This is a genomic window from Streptomyces globisporus C-1027, from assembly GCF_000261345.2.
Taxonomy (GTDB): domain Bacteria; phylum Actinomycetota; class Actinomycetes; order Streptomycetales; family Streptomycetaceae; genus Streptomyces; species Streptomyces pakalii.
Map to the genome: position 1 here is coordinate 3596681 of NZ_CP013738.1, position 16009 is coordinate 3612689.

General features: G+C 70.8%; 15 protein-coding genes. 6 read left to right on the forward strand and 9 right to left on the reverse strand.

The window, feature by feature from the left end; all coding sequences use genetic code 11:
* The first annotated feature begins 12 nt into the window (after nt 1-12).
* The 4 genes from WQO_RS15515 to WQO_RS15530 all read left to right on the forward strand — a co-directional run bounded on the left by WQO_RS15515 (nt 13) and on the right by WQO_RS15530 (nt 4406).
* Complete coding sequence (locus WQO_RS15515) at nt 13-1419, forward strand: RNA-guided endonuclease InsQ/TnpB family protein (RefSeq protein WP_010063541.1); 1407 nt, start codon at nt 13-15, stop codon at nt 1417-1419.
* Nucleotides 1420-1753: 334 nt separating this feature from the next.
* Entirely contained in the window at nt 1754-2890 is a 1137-nt protein-coding gene (locus WQO_RS15520; RefSeq protein WP_010063542.1) for an ABC transporter ATP-binding protein, read from the forward strand.
* Nucleotides 2891-3123: 233 nt separating this feature from the next.
* Nucleotides 3124-3537 carry a hypothetical protein gene (locus WQO_RS15525; protein ID WP_010063544.1) on the forward strand — a complete coding sequence of 138 codons (414 nt, stop codon included), beginning with the start codon at nt 3124-3126 and terminating at the stop codon, nt 3535-3537.
* 152 nt (nt 3538-3689) lie between these two features.
* Nucleotides 3690-4406 carry a nucleotidyltransferase family protein gene (locus tag WQO_RS15530; protein ID WP_010063545.1) on the forward strand — a complete coding sequence of 239 codons (717 nt, stop codon included), beginning with the start codon at nt 3690-3692 and terminating at the stop codon, nt 4404-4406.
* An 81-nt stretch (nt 4407-4487) separates the two neighbouring features.
* On the opposite strand, the gene WQO_RS15535 is transcribed toward WQO_RS15530, so the two are convergent.
* From WQO_RS15535 to WQO_RS15565, 7 genes are all read right to left on the reverse strand, one after another.
* Nucleotides 4488-6128: a DoxX family membrane protein gene (locus tag WQO_RS15535; protein ID WP_079055559.1), complete on the reverse strand. Its 1641-nt coding sequence runs from the start codon at nt 6126-6128 to the stop codon at nt 4488-4490.
* A gap of 161 nt (nt 6129-6289) precedes the next feature.
* Nucleotides 6290-7246: a 23S rRNA (guanosine(2251)-2'-O)-methyltransferase RlmB gene (gene rlmB / locus WQO_RS15540; RefSeq protein WP_010063548.1), complete on the reverse strand. Its 957-nt coding sequence runs from the start codon at nt 7244-7246 to the stop codon at nt 6290-6292.
* Between the two features lie 113 nt (nt 7247-7359).
* Entirely contained in the window at nt 7360-8760 is a 1401-nt protein-coding gene (cysS, locus tag WQO_RS15545; RefSeq protein WP_010063549.1) for a cysteine--tRNA ligase, read from the reverse strand.
* A gap of 137 nt (nt 8761-8897) precedes the next feature.
* Nucleotides 8898-9302, reverse strand: coding sequence for a PPOX class F420-dependent oxidoreductase (locus tag WQO_RS15550; RefSeq protein WP_010063550.1), 405 nt, complete (start codon nt 9300-9302; stop codon nt 8898-8900).
* A 184-nt stretch (nt 9303-9486) separates the two neighbouring features.
* On the reverse strand, nt 9487-10002 hold the full coding sequence (gene ispF / locus WQO_RS15555; RefSeq protein ID WP_010063551.1) for a 2-C-methyl-D-erythritol 2,4-cyclodiphosphate synthase: 516 nt from the start codon (nt 10000-10002) through the stop codon (nt 9487-9489).
* Nucleotides 9992-10759: a 2-C-methyl-D-erythritol 4-phosphate cytidylyltransferase gene (gene ispD / locus WQO_RS15560; RefSeq protein ID WP_032749163.1), complete on the reverse strand. Its 768-nt coding sequence runs from the start codon at nt 10757-10759 to the stop codon at nt 9992-9994. The genes ispF and ispD overlap by 11 nt, the downstream gene beginning before the upstream one ends.
* 362 nt (nt 10760-11121) lie before the next feature.
* Nucleotides 11122-11604 (reverse strand): CarD family transcriptional regulator, encoded by a 483-nt coding sequence (locus WQO_RS15565; RefSeq protein ID WP_003953493.1) that lies wholly within the window; start codon nt 11602-11604, stop codon nt 11122-11124.
* Between the two features lie 687 nt (nt 11605-12291).
* Between WQO_RS15565 and WQO_RS15570 the strand changes: the two genes are divergently transcribed.
* A complete protein-coding gene (locus tag WQO_RS15570; RefSeq protein WP_010063553.1) occupies nt 12292-13020 on the forward strand; it encodes a hypothetical protein in 729 nt (242 codons plus the stop codon).
* A 120-nt stretch (nt 13021-13140) separates the two neighbouring features.
* Here WQO_RS15570 and phoP read toward each other — a convergent pair whose 3' ends face one another.
* Nucleotides 13141-13812: a two-component system response regulator PhoP gene (gene phoP, locus WQO_RS15575; protein ID WP_007446453.1), complete on the reverse strand. Its 672-nt coding sequence runs from the start codon at nt 13810-13812 to the stop codon at nt 13141-13143.
* A gap of 5 nt (nt 13813-13817) precedes the next feature.
* Complete coding sequence (phoR, locus tag WQO_RS15580) at nt 13818-15080, reverse strand: two-component system sensor histidine kinase PhoR (RefSeq protein ID WP_010063555.1); 1263 nt, start codon at nt 15078-15080, stop codon at nt 13818-13820.
* 198 nt (nt 15081-15278) lie between these two features.
* On the opposite strand from phoR, the gene phoU reads away from it, so the two are divergent.
* Nucleotides 15279-15956, forward strand: a complete 678-nt coding sequence (phoU, locus tag WQO_RS15585) for a phosphate signaling complex protein PhoU (protein ID WP_006125649.1) — start codon at nt 15279-15281, stop codon at nt 15954-15956.
* Nucleotides 15957-16009: the final 53 nt, after the last annotated feature.

Sequence of the window (16009 nt, forward strand, 5' to 3'; positions counted from 1 at the left end):
GGGGGAGGGGTCGTGGCCGAGGCCGCAGGGGGAAACAAGCTGATCCGCGTCACCGGCGCGGAGGCCAAGCGCGTCAAACGCGAAGCGTTGGGCGTTCCTGACCGCATCAAGCATCAGCAGCGAGTGGCTGTCCCCATGCAGCGGAGAGCGCCGGAGGCCGACGCCCGCCAGCGTGTCTACCGGTACCGCTGCTACCCCACCCCCGCGCAGGCCGAGCAACTGATCAAAACCTTCGGCGCCTGCCGCTGGACTTACAACGAGGGCCTCGCCCTGCGGGACAAGGCCTGGCGCGAGCACCAGGTGGCCCTTGGGTTCGCCGAGTCCTGCCGGGCTCTCACGGGCTGGCGAAATGCCGAGGGGACACGATGGCTGCAGGAGGTTTCCTCGACCGTTCTCCAGCAGGCGCTCCGCCATCTCGACTCCGCGTTCGGACGGTTCTTCCAGGGCACGGCGAAGCACCCGAAGCGCAAGAAGAAGAGCCGCAACCGCGACTCCGCGACCTATGTCCGTACGGGCTTCCGCTGGGTGGAGGACCCGGAGCGGCCGGGTACGGGGCTGATCGCGCTGGCCAAGCAGTCGGGGCCGCTGCGGATCCGGTGGTCCCGACCGCTGCCGGCAGGTGTGCGGCCGGTGAAGCTGACGGTGACCCGGGACCGGGCGGGCCGCTTCTTCCTCTCCGTGCTCGTGGAGGAGCGGATCGAGCCGTTGACGCCCGTGTTTCTGCGGGACGGCGGTGCGCCGAAGGCGGTCGGTCTGGACCTCGGGCTGGCGGCGCTGGTCGCGTTGGACGACGGAGAGAAGGTGGACCATCCCCGGTTACTCAAGAAATACGGGGCGAAGCTCGCGGATCTCCAGCGAAGCCTGCACCGCAAGAAGAGAGGATCGAGGAACAGGGATAAAGCGCGACAGGAGATCGCCCGGCTGTACGCCCTGATCAGTGACGTCCGTCGAGACGCGTTGGACCAGCTCACCACCCGCCTCGTGCGCGAGAACCAAGTGCTCGTGGTGGAAGACCTGTCCATCGCCTCTCTCGTACGGTCGCCGAAGGGCAAGGGGCATCGACGGAAGGCGGGGCTGAACCGGGCGATCCTGGATGCCTCGTGGGGCGAGTTGTTCCGGCAGTTGCAGTACAAGTGCGCGTGGTACGGGCGGACGCTGGTTGTCGTGGACCGGTTCTTTCCGTCGACGCGGCGGTGCTCGGCCTGCGGGGTGATCGGGCCGAAGCTGGATCTGGCCGTGCGTGGCTGGTCGTGCGGTGGGTGCGGCGCTGAGCACGACCGGGATGTGAACGCGGCGCGGAACCTGCGGGACGAGGGGATGCGCCTGTACGAGCTGGTGGCGTCGGCGCTGCCGCCTGGCCGGGCCATGCCCTCGATGATCAGGGCGTCAGAGATGCCTGATGTGGTGCTGACTGCGTAGCCGGCTCAGAGACGCTTGAGAACGTACGTACCGGACCGACGGGCCGTCGGCCGTGATGCCTGTGGAGTCCGTGTGAGACCGGCGGGGTGTCGCCCTCAGGGCGGTGTCCGGTCGGCGGTGGACGTTGAAGCAGGAAGCCCTTGCAGTCCAGCAAGGGCGGGTCAAAAGGCGGCTGCTCTGGCTTCTCAGGTCACCAAGAGACTTTCGTGCCCCAAGAGGTACTGACAGGACACATGAACGCCAGGTAACGTCACCGCAGGTTCACGCAGTGGACCAGACCACTCCCTACTCGGATCGTCCGGCACGTTCCTGCCGGTTGAGGAGAAGATCCATCATGGCCAGTGTCACGTTCGACAAGGCGTCCCGCGTCTACCCCGGCTCCACGAAGCCGGCTGTGGACCAGCTCGAGATCGACATCGCGGACGGTGAGTTCCTCGTCCTCGTCGGTCCCTCCGGTTGTGGCAAGTCGACCTCCCTGCGCATGCTCGCCGGTCTCGAGGACGTCAACGGCGGCGCGATCCGCATCGGTGACCGCGACGTCACGCACCTGCCGCCGAAGGACCGGGACATCGCCATGGTGTTCCAGAACTACGCGCTCTACCCGCACATGTCCGTCGCGGACAACATGGGCTTCGCGCTCAAGATCGCCGGTGTGAACAAGACCGAGATCCGGGCGAAGGTCGAAGAGGCCGCCAAGATGCTGGACCTCACCGAGTACCTCGACCGCAAGCCGAAGGCGCTCTCCGGTGGTCAGCGTCAGCGTGTGGCGATGGGCCGGGCCATCGTGCGGGAACCGCAGGTCTTCCTCATGGACGAGCCGCTGTCGAACCTCGACGCCAAGCTCCGTGTCTCCACCCGTACGCAGATCGCCTCGCTGCAGCGCCGCCTCGGCATCACCACCGTGTACGTCACCCACGACCAGGTCGAGGCTCTCACCATGGGTGACCGGGTCGCGGTGCTGAAGGACGGGCTGCTCCAGCAGGTCGACTCGCCGCGCAACATGTACGACCGCCCGGCCAACCTCTTCGTCGCCGGCTTCATCGGTTCGCCCGCGATGAACCTCGTCGAGGTCCCGATCACCGACGGTGGCGTGAAGTTCGGCAACAGCGTGGTGCCGGTGTCGCGTGAGGCGCTCTCCGCCGCCGCGGACCGCGGTGACACCACCGTCACGGTCGGCATCCGGCCCGAGCACTTCGACATCGTCGAGCACGGTGGCGCCGCCGCGAAGTCGCTGACCAAGGACGCCTCGGACGAGCCGGCCGGTCTCGCCGTCTCCGTCAACGTCGTCGAGGAGCTCGGCGCCGACGGGTTCGTCTACGGCTCCACGCAGGTCGGCGGCGAGCACAAGGACCTGGTCGTCCGTGTCGGCGGCCGTGCCGTCCCGGAGAAGGGCACCGAGCTGCACGTCGTCCCGCGCCCGGACGAGCTGCACGTCTTCGCGACCTCCACCGGCGAGCGGCTCACCAACTGACCCGCCTCCTGCCGTACGCACGGCCCCGCGTCCCCCGGCAACGCCCGGCGGCGCGGGGCCGTTTGCGTGGTCCCGGCGGGTTTGGGTTTCGGCGCGGGGTGGCGTCAAATACCCCGGCACACTGGGCATTTCACCCCGGGTCGTCAACCTCGCATTCGAAAGGACGCGTCGAACCATCCCCCGCAAGGGTGACGAATTGTCGCCAAGTCATCACCGGCCGCTACGCTCGCTGCGTGACCCACACCGCGCGCCGCATCGGCCGATCCCTCGCTCTCGTCCTGCCCGTCGTCATGGTTCTGTCCGGGACCCTCGCGGTCACCAGCGTTCCGTGGGCGGCGTCGGACAAGGACTCCCAGCTGCTGGCCGCCTCCTCGGAGACCGTGTCCAAGCCTGCGAAGCCGCACGCCCCGCAGGACGTCCTGCGCGAGAAGCTGCTCGTGGAACTCCAGGAGAAGGACCCGGGCACCGCGCTCACGGGCCTCCAGCGGGCCGTCGAGCAGCGTCCGTCGCTCGCCCGCCACTGCATGTCGATCGCCAGGGCCCTCGGCAAGGCGGCCGTCGAGCAGTACGGCCCGACCCGGGCGCACCGCTTCTCCCGGCCGGTCTGCGACACCTCGTTCGCCTCCGGCGTCGCCCAGTTCAGCTGAGTCGTTCAGCTGGTTCCCTCGGAGGCTGAGTCCCGGAGGCCGAGCCCTGGAGGCTCAGTCCCTCGGAGGCTCAGTCCCGGAGGCTGAGTCCGGCAGGCGGTCGCGTCGAGCGCGCCGCCTGCCGTCGGCGGGCACCGCATATCGTGCCTGCCATGCATACGTATCCGACGCAGGCCGTGATCCTTGCCGGGGGCCAGGGGTCGCGGCTGCGGCCGTACACCGACGACCGCCCCAAGCCGATGGTCGAGATCCCCGGGACCGGGACTCCGATCATCGGCCATCAGCTGTCCTGGCTGGCCGCCGAAGGGGTCACCGACGCCGTGGTCTCCTGCGGGCACCTGGCCGAGGTGCTCCAGGAGTGGCTGGAGGAGGCCGTCCTGCCGCTCCGGGTCACCACCGTCGTGGAGACCGAGCCGCTGGGGCGCGGCGGCGGGCTGCGGTACGCGGCCGAGCGGCTGCCCGACGCCGATCAGCCGTGGTACGCCACGAACGGTGACATCTGGACCCGTTTCTCCCTGCGGGAGATGGCGGCCTTCCACGCGGAGCGCGACGCCACCGCCACCCTGGCCCTCGCCCGGCCGCGTATCCCGTGGGGTGCGGTGGAGACGGACGCGTTCGGGCACATCACCGACTTCATCGAGTCGCCGCCGTCGCCGTATCTGATCAACGCCGGGGTGTACGTGTTCTCGCCCGCGTTCACGAAGCTGCTGCCGGACCGCGGTGACCATGAGCGGACCACGTTCCCCCGGCTCGCGCGCGAGCGCCGGCTGGCCGGGTATCCGCTGCCGAACGGGGCGTACTGGCGGGCCATCGACACCGCGAAGGATCTGACCGAGGCGGCCCGTGAGCTGGGGTCCCACGGCGTCTGACCGTCGCCTGTACGCACGAGGGGGCGGCGCCCACCCGGCAGGAGAGCCGGGTGGGCGCCGCCCTTGTCGCTGTCGTACGGGTCAGCCGAGGAGGCCGCCGATCGGGTTCCGGCCGCCGCCACCGCCCGAGGTGGATCCCTCGCCTCCGGAGGAGGTGGAGCCGCCGGTGGGGTCCGGTTCGCCGCCGCCGCCCGTGGAGGCGTCGCCGGTGGTGGAGCCGGACGAGGTGGGTCCGGCGCTGGTGGCGGCCGGGGGCTGCTGCGGGGTGGTCTGCTGCGGGGGTGCCTGGTTGGTGCCCTGGGTCTGGCTGGGCTGGGTGCCCTGGCCGGTGCTCTGGCCGCCGCCGGAGTCGCGGGTGGCGCCGGGGCTGGCCTGGCCGGTGGCGGGGGTGCCGGCCGCGCCGGAGGGGCTGGGGTCCGGCTGTCGCTGCTGCTCCGGGGTGCGGGAGGCCTCGCGTTCGCCGGTGGACTCCTGGGGCAGCGGCATGCCGGGGAGGCGGTTGGTGGGGTTGTCGTTGCGGCCGGGGACGGTGACGACCTCGGTGGAGCGGACCGCGCCGCCGAGGATGGAGCCGATGAGGAGGGTGAGGCCGACGACGACGGTCGCGACGACGGTGCCCCGGCGCAGGACCCGGCGGCGCAGGTCCCAGAGTTCCGAGCGGGGGCCGAGCTTGCGCCAGGCTTCCCCGGCGAGCCGGCCGTCGACGGAGTAGACGGGGGCGCCGGCGATGATCAGCGGGCTCCAGGCGGCCAGCAGGATGATGTCGGGGGCGTCGTACACGGGGACCGTGCGCCAGCTGACCGTGACCAGGAGCGCGGCGGAGAGCAGGGCGCCGAACGCGGCGGCGACCCGCTGCCAGAGGCCGAGGACGGTGAGGACGCCGACGACGACCTGGAGGAAGGCGACGGTGAGTCCGGCGCCGACCGGGTGGGAGAGCGCGAAGTCGCGCAGGGGTTCGGCGACCGCCCATGGGTGCAGGGAGGTCAGCCACTTGACCATCGAGCCGCGTTCGCCGCCGTCGAAGTAGACGGGGTCGCACAGCTTGCCCATGCCGGCGTAGATGGAGATGAAGCCGAGGAGGACCCGCATGGGGAGCAGGACGACGCCCAGGTTCATCCGGTGGCCCGGGTAGTAGGCGTGCCGTAGGGGGTCGCCCGTGCCGCGCCGGGCGCGGGAGTCGGCTTCGCCGGATTCCGGGGAGTCGGCGTCGTCGTAGTCGTCGCCGGGTCCTCCGGGGCCGTCGAGCGGGTCGTCGTACGCGCCGACGGCCTGCCGCATGGGCGGCAGCAGGGGGCTGGTGCGTCCCGGCTGGTGGGGGGCGGTCAGTACGGGGTTGGGCTGCGTCTCCTCCAGGAGCGGGATGACCTGGGTCGCGCCCGCTTCGTGGCCGTGCCCGCCGGGGGCCGCGCCGAGTCCGGCGTCGAGGTGTCCGGCGGTGGAGTTGCGCACGGCCTGGAGGAGGCCCGTCGCGCCGGGGTCGCCGGGGGCGGACTTGCCGCTCCAGACGACGGGTGCCCGTCTGCGGCCTCCGCCGGCGCCGCTCATGGCGGGGATGCGGGCCGTATCCGCGGGGGCACCGCGCAGCCGTGCGCGCTGGCCCGGGGCGAGCTGCACCCGGAAGCTGGCGTGGTTGACGATGACCTGCGCGGGGTCGCTGTCCACCTTGGTCATGCTCAGGGCGGGTTGCTCGTCGAACCGAGGCGTTCTGGTGTCCACACTCATCTAACCGAGTGATGTGTGTTTAGGACACTGCCTTGACCGCACCGGATGTGTCCGAGACCCGTCAAGATCAGGCCAAACTCGGGCATCCTGGATGGATGTTCGGCGTTCACCCGTCGGCTCGCCCGGCGAGCGGGCCTGTCGACGGGCGAACGCCTGACGTTCTAGGCCCTGCGGCGCGCCACCTCGTACAGCACGATGCCCGCGGCGACACCGGCGTTGAGCGACTCGGCGCCGCCCGGCATGGAGATTCGCACCCGGTAGTCGCAGGTCTCGCCGACGAGCCGGCCGAGGCCCTTGCCCTCGCTGCCGATGACGATGACGACCGGGCCGTCCAGCTCTTCCAGGTCCTCCACCGTGTGCTCGCCGTCGGCGGCCAGGCCGACGACCGTGAGGCCCGCCTTCTGGTAGCCCTCCAGGGCCCGGGTGAGGTTGGTGACCCGGGAGACGGGGGTGCGGGCCGCCGTGCCGGCGGAGGACTTCCAGGCTCCGGCGGTCATGCCGGCCGCGCGGCGCTCGGGGACGACGACGCCGTGGCCGCCGAACGCGGAGACGGAGCGGACGATGGCGCCGAGGTTGCGCGGGTCGGTCACGCCGTCCAGCGCGACGATCAGCGGGTCCTCGTGGTTGTCGGCGGCGGCGGCGAGCAGGTCCTCCGGGTGCGCGTACTCGTACGGCGGGACCTGGAGGACGAGGCCCTGGTGGTTCAGGCCGTTCGTCATCCGGTCCAGCTCGGGGCGGGGGGCCTCCATCAGGTTGATGGTGCCGCGGTCGCCGGCGAGCTTGAGGACGTCGCGGACGCGCTCGTCGTTGTCGATGTACTGCTGGACGTAGAGCGTCACGGCGGGGACGCCGTCGCGCAGGGCCTCGTAGACCGGGTTGCGGCCGACGACCATCTCCGAGGTGCCCTTGACGCCGCCGCGCCGGGGCGCGGGGCGGCGGGCCGCGGCCTGCTTGGCCTGGGCGTTGGCGACCCGGTTCTTCTTGTGTCCCTTGCGGGCGGACGCGGGCGGGGTCGGACCCTTGCCCTCCAGGCCACGGCGTCGCTTGCCACCGCTGCCGACCTGCGCGCCCTTCTTGTTGGACGTGCGGCGGTTCCTGCGCTGGCTGTTCCCGGCCATGACCTACCTGTTCCTGTAAATCCTCGATCCACACGCGGGGGTGGATCGTGTACGTCTCATCAGTGTGCCGCCCGGATCGCCGGGCGGCACCATTGCCCTGCTCAGAGGTTCGCTCAGCGCGGTCCCAGCGTCCACCGGGGGCCGGTGGGGCTGTCCTCAATGACGAGGCCGGACTGGTTGAGCTGGTCGCGGATGGCGTCGGCGGCGGCCCAGTCCTTGCGGGCGCGGGCCGACTGCCGCTGGTCGAGGACAAGGCGCACGAGGGTGTCGACGACGCCGTGCAGGTCCTCGCCGCGGTCGCCCTCGCCCGCCCACTGCGGGTCGAGGGGGTCCAGGCCGAGGACGCCGAGCATGGCCCGGACCTCGGCGAGGCGGGCCGCGGCGGCTTCCTTGTCGTCGGCGGCCAGTGCGCTGTTGCCCTGGCGGACGGTGGTGTGGATGATCGCCAGCGCCTGCGGGACGCCCAGGTCCTCGTCCATCGCCTCGGCGAAGGCGGGCGGCACCTCGGCGGCGGGGGCGACGGTCTCCCCCACCTTCTCGGTGACGCGCTGGACGAAGCCCTCGATGCGGGCGAACGCGGACTCCGCCTCGCGCAGGGCCTCCTCGCTGTACTCGATCATCGACCGGTAGTGCGGGGTGCCGAGGTAGTAGCGCAGGACGATGGGGCGCCAGTGCTTGACCATCTCGCTGACGAGGACGGAGTTGCCCAGCGACTTCGACATCTTCTCGCCGGCCAGGGTGACCCAGCCGTTGTGCACCCAGTAGTTGGCGAACGTGTCGCCGTAGGCCTTGGCCTGGGCGATCTCGTTCTCGTGGTGCGGGAAGATCAGGTCGATGCCGCCGCCGTGGATGTCGAAGGCGGAGCCCAGGTACTTGTGGGCCATCGCCGAGCACTCCAGGTGCCAGCCGGGCCGGCCGCGGCCCCACGGGGTCTCCCAGCTGGGCTCGCCCGGCTTGACGGCCTTCCACATGGCGAAGTCGCGCGGGTCGCGCTTGCCGGTCTCGCCCTCGCCGGAGGGCTGGCGCAGATCGTCCAGCTCCTGGTTGGAGAGCTCCAGGTAGCCGGGGAGCGAGCGCACGTCGAAGTAGACGTTGCCGTCGGCCTCGTAGGCGTGGCCGCGCTCGATCAGGCCGCGCATCATCTCGATCATCTCGGGGATGTGGCCGGTGGCGCGGGGCTCGTAGGTGGGCGGCAGGCAGCCGAGCACGTCGTAGCCGTCGTTGAACGCGCGCTCGTTCTCGTAGCCGATCGACCACCACGGGCGGCCTTGTTCGGCGGACTTCGCGATGATCTTGTCGTCGATGTCGGTGACGTTCCGGATGAACGTGACGTCGTAGCCGCGGTAGGTGAACCAGCGGCGCATGATGTCGAAGTTCAGACCCGAGCGGATGTGGCCGATGTGCGGTGCTGCCTGGACGGTGGCGCCACAGAGGTAGATCGAGACACAGCCCGCGGTGAGCGGGACGAAGTCACGGATCTGCCGGGCGCTGGTGTCGTGCAGGCGAATAGTCACGCCTCAAGGGTAGTAGGCCGACACCAGTGCCCCGCGACCCTTGGGGATCGCGGGGACAACTTTCTGGTACCGGGATGGTTCCGGACACCCCGGAGAGCGTTTTCCAGCCGTACGAGTAGGCGGGAGAGCCCCGGGTCTCAGATGCTGCCGACGACCTTGCGCGGCGAGATCCGGACGACGACGCGGGGGTCGTCGGCGCCGGAGTTCGGGTTGAACTCCGCGTACGGCTTGCCGGTGTACTTCACCGAGAGCTCGTCGATCAGCTCCTGCCCGCCGTCCGTCGTCAGGGTCGCCTCGCCGCGGATCTCGGCGTAGCTGTACGGGGCGTCGAAGGGCTGGACGACCACGGTGACGCGCGGGTCGCGGCGGAGGTTCTTCTCCTTGCGGCGGCCGACGGTGGTGGAGATGAGGACGTCGTCGCCGTCGCGCTTGACCCAGACCGGGGAGACCTGGGGGCTGCCGTCGGGCTGGATGGTGGCGATGTTGACGAACACGGGGGTGTCCAGCAGGTTCTTGAGCTCGGTGGAGAGTGCGGCGGTCATGCGTACGTCCTCCTGTGCGCTGCGGTTCGGTCGGAGCTGTCCGGTGTTCCGATGCTGCTCCTACCCGGCAACCGCGCGCGCTCCCGCTTCCTTCCCGCCGCGTCCGGCCGGAAGGGTGAAACCCCCCGGCCGGCGGGCTCCAGGACCTGTCGTCGAACTGCCGCCTGCCGCGCGAGGCCTGGTCCTAGCGGGTCCGGTAGACCAGGGCGGTGGCGATGCCGGCGACGCCTTCGCCGCGACCGGTGAAGCCGAGGCCGTCGGACGTGGCGGCGGAGAGCGAGACCGGGGCGCCCACGGCGGCGGACAGCACCTGCTGGGCCTCCTCGCGCCGCTTGCCGATCTTCGGGCGGAGGCCGACGACCTGGACGGCGACGTTCCCGATCTCGAAGCCCCCGGCGCGGACGATCCGGGCGGCCTCGGTGAGCAGGGTGATGCCCGCGGCCCCGGACCACTCGGGGCGGCCCGTGCCGAAGTGCTGACCGAGGTCGCCGAGGCCGGCGGCGGAGAACAGCGCGTTGCAGGCGGCGTGCGCGACGACGTCGGCGTCCGAGTGGCCGGCCAGGCCCGGGCCCTCGCCCTCCCACTTCAGGCCCGCGCACCACAGTTCGCGGCCCTCCTCGAAGGCGTGGATGTCGGTGCCGATGCCGACGAGCGGGATGACGGGGGCGGGCCCCGCCGCGGCAGAGGTGTCAGAAACCATCGTTGGCCCTCCTGCGGGCGAGTACTGCTTCGGCCAGCACCAGATCGAGCGGCCGGGTCACCTTGAACGCCTCTTCGTGGCCGGGGACGACGACCACGGGCCGGCCGAGGCGTTCCACCATGCCCGCGTCGTCCGTGGCGCCCTCGCCAACGACCGCGACCTCGGCGTGCGCCCGCTCCAGCGTCTCCCGGTCGAAACCCTGCGGCGTCTGCACCGCGCGGAGCCTGGCCCGTACGGGGGTGGCGAGCACCGGCTCCGGCTCCCCGGGCGTCGCGGCCGGCTCGACCTCCTTGACGGTGTCCGGGAGAGGCAGCGCGGGGACGACGGCGGGTGCCCCGTCCCGTACGGCGGCGGCGACCGCGTCGACCGTGTCGACCGGCACCAGCGGGCGGGCGGCGTCGTGGACCAGGACGACGGCGATGTCCTCGGGCAGCGCTTCGAGGCCGAGGCGGACGGACTCCTGGCGGGTCTCACCGCCCGGCACCACCAGGTAGTCGGTGCGCTCGGGCAGCGCGTGCTCGTCGAGGAGGTGCTTCACCTCGGGCGCGCCGTCCGGCGGGGCGACGACCACGACGAGGGAGACGGCGCGGGAGGCGGCCATGGCGCGAATGGCGTGGATCAGGATGGGCGTCCCCCCGAGCATCCGGAGGGCCTTGGGCGTGCCCGGACCGAGCCGCACGCCCCGCCCCGCCGCGGGGATCACCGCGGCGGTACGGGGAGGGCGCGGTCGGTCGCTCGGGGGTGGCGTCGATGACATCGGTTGCGCTCCGAAGGTCCGAGGGGTCCGAGGGTTCGGGAGCCCGGGAGAAAGGTCCGAAGGTTCGGCAGGTTTGTTTCCACGACCGACATGGGTAGGGGCCCAGCGAGCCGGGCGTGACACCCTGACTCGCACCGGGCCCCTTCCGTGATCACCCGCCCGGTCGAGTGCGGGTCTCGCCGGGCTCACACAGCAGCGGGGCCGCCTCTCTCCGACGGTCCCGTCCACACGGATTCGGGTTGTTCACGGATTCGGGATACGCGCATGCGGGTCCGAACATGCCGCAGCGCCCGACGACGCAGCGTGAAAACGGCTGGTCAGCGGGCACCGCGGCACATTCATACGACCGGTGTGATCCGGTTTCAGGACGCGAGGACCTCGTCGAGCAGGGCCTCGGCCTTGTCCTCGTTCGTGTTCTCCGCGAGGGCGAGCTCGCTCACCAGGATCTGGCGGGCCTTGGCGAGCATGCGCTTCTCTCCGGCGGAGAGACCGCGCTCGCGCTCCCGACGCCACAGGTCACGGACGACTTCCGCGACCTTGATGACATCGCCGGAGGCGAGCTTCTCGAGATTTGCCTTGTACCGCCGGGACCAGTTCGTCGGCTCTTCGGCGTACGGCGCACGCAGCACCTCGAAGACCCGGTCCAGTCCGTCCTGCCCGACCACGTCGCGCACGCCTACGAACTCCGCATTGTCCGCCGGCACACGGACCGTCAGGTCGCCCTGGGCGACCTTGAGCACCAAGTAGGTCTTGTCCACGCCTTTGATCTGGCGAGTTTCGATAGCCTCGATCAGCGCGGCCCCGTGATGGGGATAGACCACGGTGTCGCCAACCTTGAACGTCATGTGACAGGTACCCCTTCCGTGGCTATCCAGAGTAACACGAGAATCGACTCCCCTGAATGGCGTTTTCGCAGGTCAGGGCATATCTCGGGGCTTGACAACAGCGACACGAACGTGCTGTGGAAGGCATCCGGAGGACGGTATTCGCAGGTCGGAGCCACTGTGCGCCCGGAGTGAAACATCGACGTCACATGACCCGGAAGCCCTGCAGAAGAGGGCGAAAGTCCCGTTTTGTCGGTTTCGAGAAGGCGACCATTCCCTACTCCGTTCGGTGATCGCTCACCCGTACGGGCGTAACTGCCCGACCGCAATGAATTTGATCAAGCCAAGTGCCGTACGGCACTTTCCGCCCGGCAGGCGAAGACGAACGCGAAGGCGAAGTAGCCGCGCGGCGGAAAAGGGCGAAGAAGCGGCGGGGCGCCCGGAAGAATTGATCACGCGGATTATGTGAACGGCAGATGGCCTACCGGCCGGTAGAACACCCCTGCGGTGGTCCGGACCCACGCTTGACCGTCGATCGGACCCACCCCCGGCCGACGCGACACCTCCTAGAGGCGGGTCGGGTGCAGGGCGGGCGCGGCGGCTCGGTAGCCTAAGGCCGCTGACACACCCTTAGGGCGGCTTTACACCACCGCTCGACGCCCGACGTCCGAAGTCCGCAGTCCGAACGTTCAAGGAGTTGCCGCCGCCGTGAGCCGCAGCCTTCGACACGGCGCCCTCGCCGCCACCGCCACCGCGCTCTCGATCTTCTCGCTGTCCGCCTGTGCGGCGGGCAACAACGCCGAGACGCTCAAGATCCGGCCGGACAACCCGGCCACGACGGTGGGCGACATCAAGGTCCAGAACGTCAACGTGATCACGCAGCCCGGCGCCGGCGCGGACGGCCCCGCCGTCGTGGCCGCGACGCTGTTCAACGACGGCACCGAGCGCGAGGTGCTGGAGGCGATCACGCTGCCCGGCAGCGACGTCGAGGTGAAGCTCCAGGCGGCCGGCGGCAAGGGCCCCATCGTGGTCCCGGCCGGCGGTCAGGTCATCATCGGCGGCAAGGGCAACGCCGCCGCCGTGATCGAGAACAGCGGCGAGGCCGCCCGCAACGGCGACGTGCAGCAGGTCGTCTTCAAGCTCAGCCGGACCGGCGATGTCGGCCTCGGCGCGAGTGTCTTCCCGGCCGAGGGCTTCTTCAAGGACTTCGGGCCCAGCCCGAAGGCCGAGGCGCCCGCCCCGAAGCCGAGCCCGACGCCGTCCGGCAGCGCGACCGGCGACGCGGAGACCCCCGGCACGGCCGAGGGCGCGACCGGCGGTACGCCGGCGGACGGCGCGGCCGCCGAGGGCGCCACGGGCCAGGGCGAGACGGGCACCCAGGGCGACGCGGCCACGCAGGGCGCGGGCGACGGCGCCTCGGTGCCCGCGGCCGACTGACCGCCGCGGACCCCGCGTAAGCACGCAGTACGCCGAAGGGGCGCTTCCCGGCCGGGAAGCGCCCCTTCGGCGTACACGGGACCCTGCGGACCGCGCGGCTCGCGGCTTACGGCTTACGGCTTACGGCTCGAACTTGTACCCCAGGCCCCGCACGGTGACGAGGTAGCGCGGCGCGCCCGGGTCGGGCTCGATCTTGGCGCGCAGGCGCTTGACGTGGACGTCGAGGGTCTTGGTGTCGCCGACGTAGTCCGCGCCCCAGACCCGGTCGATGAGCTGCATACGGGTCAGCACGCGGCCCGCGTTGCGCAGGAGCATCTCCAGGAGGTCGAACTCCTTGAGCGGGAGGTCGACCTTGCCGCCGGAGACGGTGACGACGTGCCGGTCGACGTCCATCCGGACCGGGCCCGCCTCCAGGGCGGCCGGGGTGACCTCCTCCGGCTCGCCGCGGCGGCGCAGGACGGCCCGGATGCGGGCGACGAGCTCGCGGGAGGAGAAGGGCTTGGTGACGTAGTCGTCGGCTCCTATCTCCAGCCCCACGACCTTGTCGATCTCGCTGTCCTTGGCGGTGACCATGATCACCGGGACGTTGGAGCGGCTGCGGAGCTGGCGGCACACCTCGGTGCCGGGCAGGCCGGGCAGCATCAGGTCGAGGAGGACCAGGTCGGCGCCGTTGCGCTCGAACTCGTCCAGACCGTCGGGGCCGGTCGCCGCGATGGCGACCTCGAAACCTTCCTTGCGCAGCATGTAGGACAGGGCGTCGCTGAAGGATTCCTCATCCTCGACGACAAGCACTCGGGTCACGGAAGAGCCTCCGGGGCAGGGAAGGGGTCAAAGGTGTCGGTCTCGAACGGCCCCTCGTCGTCGCCGTTGACGATAAGCGGTCCGCCGGTGGTGCGCTCCCTCGTGGCGCCCGTTTCGGGCAGCCGGAGGGTGAAGGTGGAGCCCTGTCCCTCGGAGCTCCAGACGGTGACCTCCCCGCCGTGCGAGGCGGCCACGTGTTTGACGATGGCGAGGCCGAGACCGGTGCCACCGGTGGCCCGTGAGCGGGCCGGGTCGACGCGGTAGAAGCGCTCGAAGACCCGTTCGCGGTCCTTCTCGGAGATGCCGATGCCCTGGTCGGTGACGGCTATCTCGATGAGGTCCCCGCCGGGCGATGCGAGGCGGCGTGCGGCGATGCCGACGCGGGTGTGGGCGGGGCTGTAGTTGACGGCGTTCTCGACGAGGTTGCCGAGCGCGCCGACGAGCTGGCCGCGGTTGCCCCAGACCGTGAGGCCCTCGGCGCCCGCGGAGGCCATGGTGATCTGTTTGGAGCCGGCCTGCTGGCGGCAGCGGTCGATCGCCTCGGCGACCAGCGTCTCCACCTTGACCGGCTCGGCGTCCTCCAGCGGGTCGTCGTTCTGCACCCGGGAGAGGTCGATGAGTTCCTGGACGAGGTTGGTGAGCCGGGTCGCCTCGATCTGCATCCGCCCGGCGAACCGCTCCACGGCCTCCGGGTCGTCGGAGGCGTCCATGACCGCCTCGGAGAGCAGGGAGAGCGCCCCGGTCGGGGTCTTGAGCTCGTGGCTGACGTTGGCGACGAAGTCGCGCCGTACCGCTTCTATCCGGCGGGCCTCGGTGAGGTCCTCGACGAGCAGCAGCACCAGCCGTGAGCCCAGCGGGGCGACCCGGGCGGAGACGGCGAGGGTGTCTCCGCGGCCGGTGCCGCGCCGGGGAAGGTCCAGCTCGACCTGTCGTATCTCGCCGTCCCGCCGGGTGTCCCTGGCCATGTTGAGCATCGGCTCGACGGCCAGCCGGCCGCCGCGCACCAGGCCCAGGGCGTACGCCGCCGAGCTGGCCTTGACCACGCTGTCGCTCTCGTCGAGGACGACGGCGGAGGAGCTGAGGACGGAGAGGACGGTGTCCACTCCGGGGGGAAGAGCGGCGTTGCTGTCGGGCCGCAGCGAGGTGCGCGTGGGCCGTTTCAGGTCGCGCTCGCTCCAGCGGAACGCCAGCATGGCGATCACACCGGTCAGGAGACCGGCGATCGCCGCAGCTGCGGCGACCGCCGCGTTCACGTCCATGCTTCAAGGTTATGCGGGTGCGACGAGTCCCTCCCAGCCGTCCGAGTGCCATCTCGAACACTCGTCGCCCAGAGTTCACCGAGGGGTAGGAGCCGGTTCACTTAGGGGGCCGGATCCGGACGCGTTACGCCCCCACCGTGTAACCGTGGGGGTCGGTCCGAGACCCCGGCCTCAGTTTGGAACTGGAGAGGGACTTCCATGCGCGACGCTTACCACGAGGAACTCGATTCGATCGGAGAGGGCCTGGTCGAGATGGCCCGGCTGGTCGGCTCGGCGATCGGGCGGGCGACCACGTCCATGCTCGACGCCGACCTGACGCTGGCGGAGAACGTGATCGCCGGCGACCAGAAGGTCGACGACCTCCAGCACGACCTGGAGGCCCGCGCCATCGCGCTCCTGGCCCGCCAGCAGCCGGTGGCCACGGACCTGCGCATCGTGGTGACCTCGCTGCGGATGAGCGCCGACCTGGAGCGCTCGGGCGACCTCGCCCAGCACGTGGCGAAGCTGGCCCGGCTGCGCTTCCCGCAGTCGGCGGTCCCGCACGACCTGCACGCCACCATTCTGGAGATGGGCCAGCTAGCCCAGCGCCTGATGGCCAAGGCGGCCGAGGTGATCATCACCAAGGACGTCGATCTGGCGCTCCAGCTGGAGCAGGACGACGACGAGATGGACCTGCTGCACCGCACGCTGTTCCAGCATCTGATGGACGACCGCTGGAAGCACGGCATCGAGACGGCCGTCGACGTGACGCTGCTGGGCCGCTACTACGAGCGCTTCGCCGACCACGCGGTGTCGGTCGCCAAGCGCGTCGTCTACCTGGTCACGGGCGAGCACGCGGACGAGATCCAGGCGGCGGCCCCGGTCGAGGGCGCGTAGGCGAGAGCGCGCTGTCGGTAGGGCTCCCGGCACGGTCGAGGGCGCCCGGGCGA

Excerpts from the sequence above, each read along its gene's own strand:
- phoR (WP_010063555.1), bottom strand. The coding sequence starts at position 15,080 with ATGGACGTGAACGCGGCGGTCGCCGCAGCTGCGGCGATCGCCGGTCTC.
- WQO_RS15535 (WP_079055559.1), bottom strand. The coding sequence starts at position 6,128 with ATGAGTGTGGACACCAGAACGCCTCGGTTCGACGAGCAACCCGCCCTG.
- WQO_RS15530 (WP_010063545.1), top strand. The coding sequence starts at position 3,690 with ATGCATACGTATCCGACGCAGGCCGTGATCCTTGCCGGGGGCCAGGGG.
- WQO_RS15565 (WP_003953493.1), bottom strand. The coding sequence starts at position 11,604 with ATGACGTTCAAGGTTGGCGACACCGTGGTCTATCCCCATCACGGGGCC.
- WQO_RS15550 (WP_010063550.1), bottom strand. The coding sequence starts at position 9,302 with ATGACCGCCGCACTCTCCACCGAGCTCAAGAACCTGCTGGACACCCCC.
- ispD (WP_032749163.1), bottom strand. The coding sequence starts at position 10,759 with ATGTCATCGACGCCACCCCCGAGCGACCGACCGCGCCCTCCCCGTACC.
- phoU (WP_006125649.1), top strand. The coding sequence starts at position 15,279 with ATGCGCGACGCTTACCACGAGGAACTCGATTCGATCGGAGAGGGCCTG.
- ispF (WP_010063551.1), bottom strand. The coding sequence starts at position 10,002 with ATGGTTTCTGACACCTCTGCCGCGGCGGGGCCCGCCCCCGTCATCCCG.
- WQO_RS15520 (WP_010063542.1), top strand. The coding sequence starts at position 1,754 with ATGGCCAGTGTCACGTTCGACAAGGCGTCCCGCGTCTACCCCGGCTCC.
- rlmB (WP_010063548.1), bottom strand. The coding sequence starts at position 7,246 with ATGGCCGGGAACAGCCAGCGCAGGAACCGCCGCACGTCCAACAAGAAG.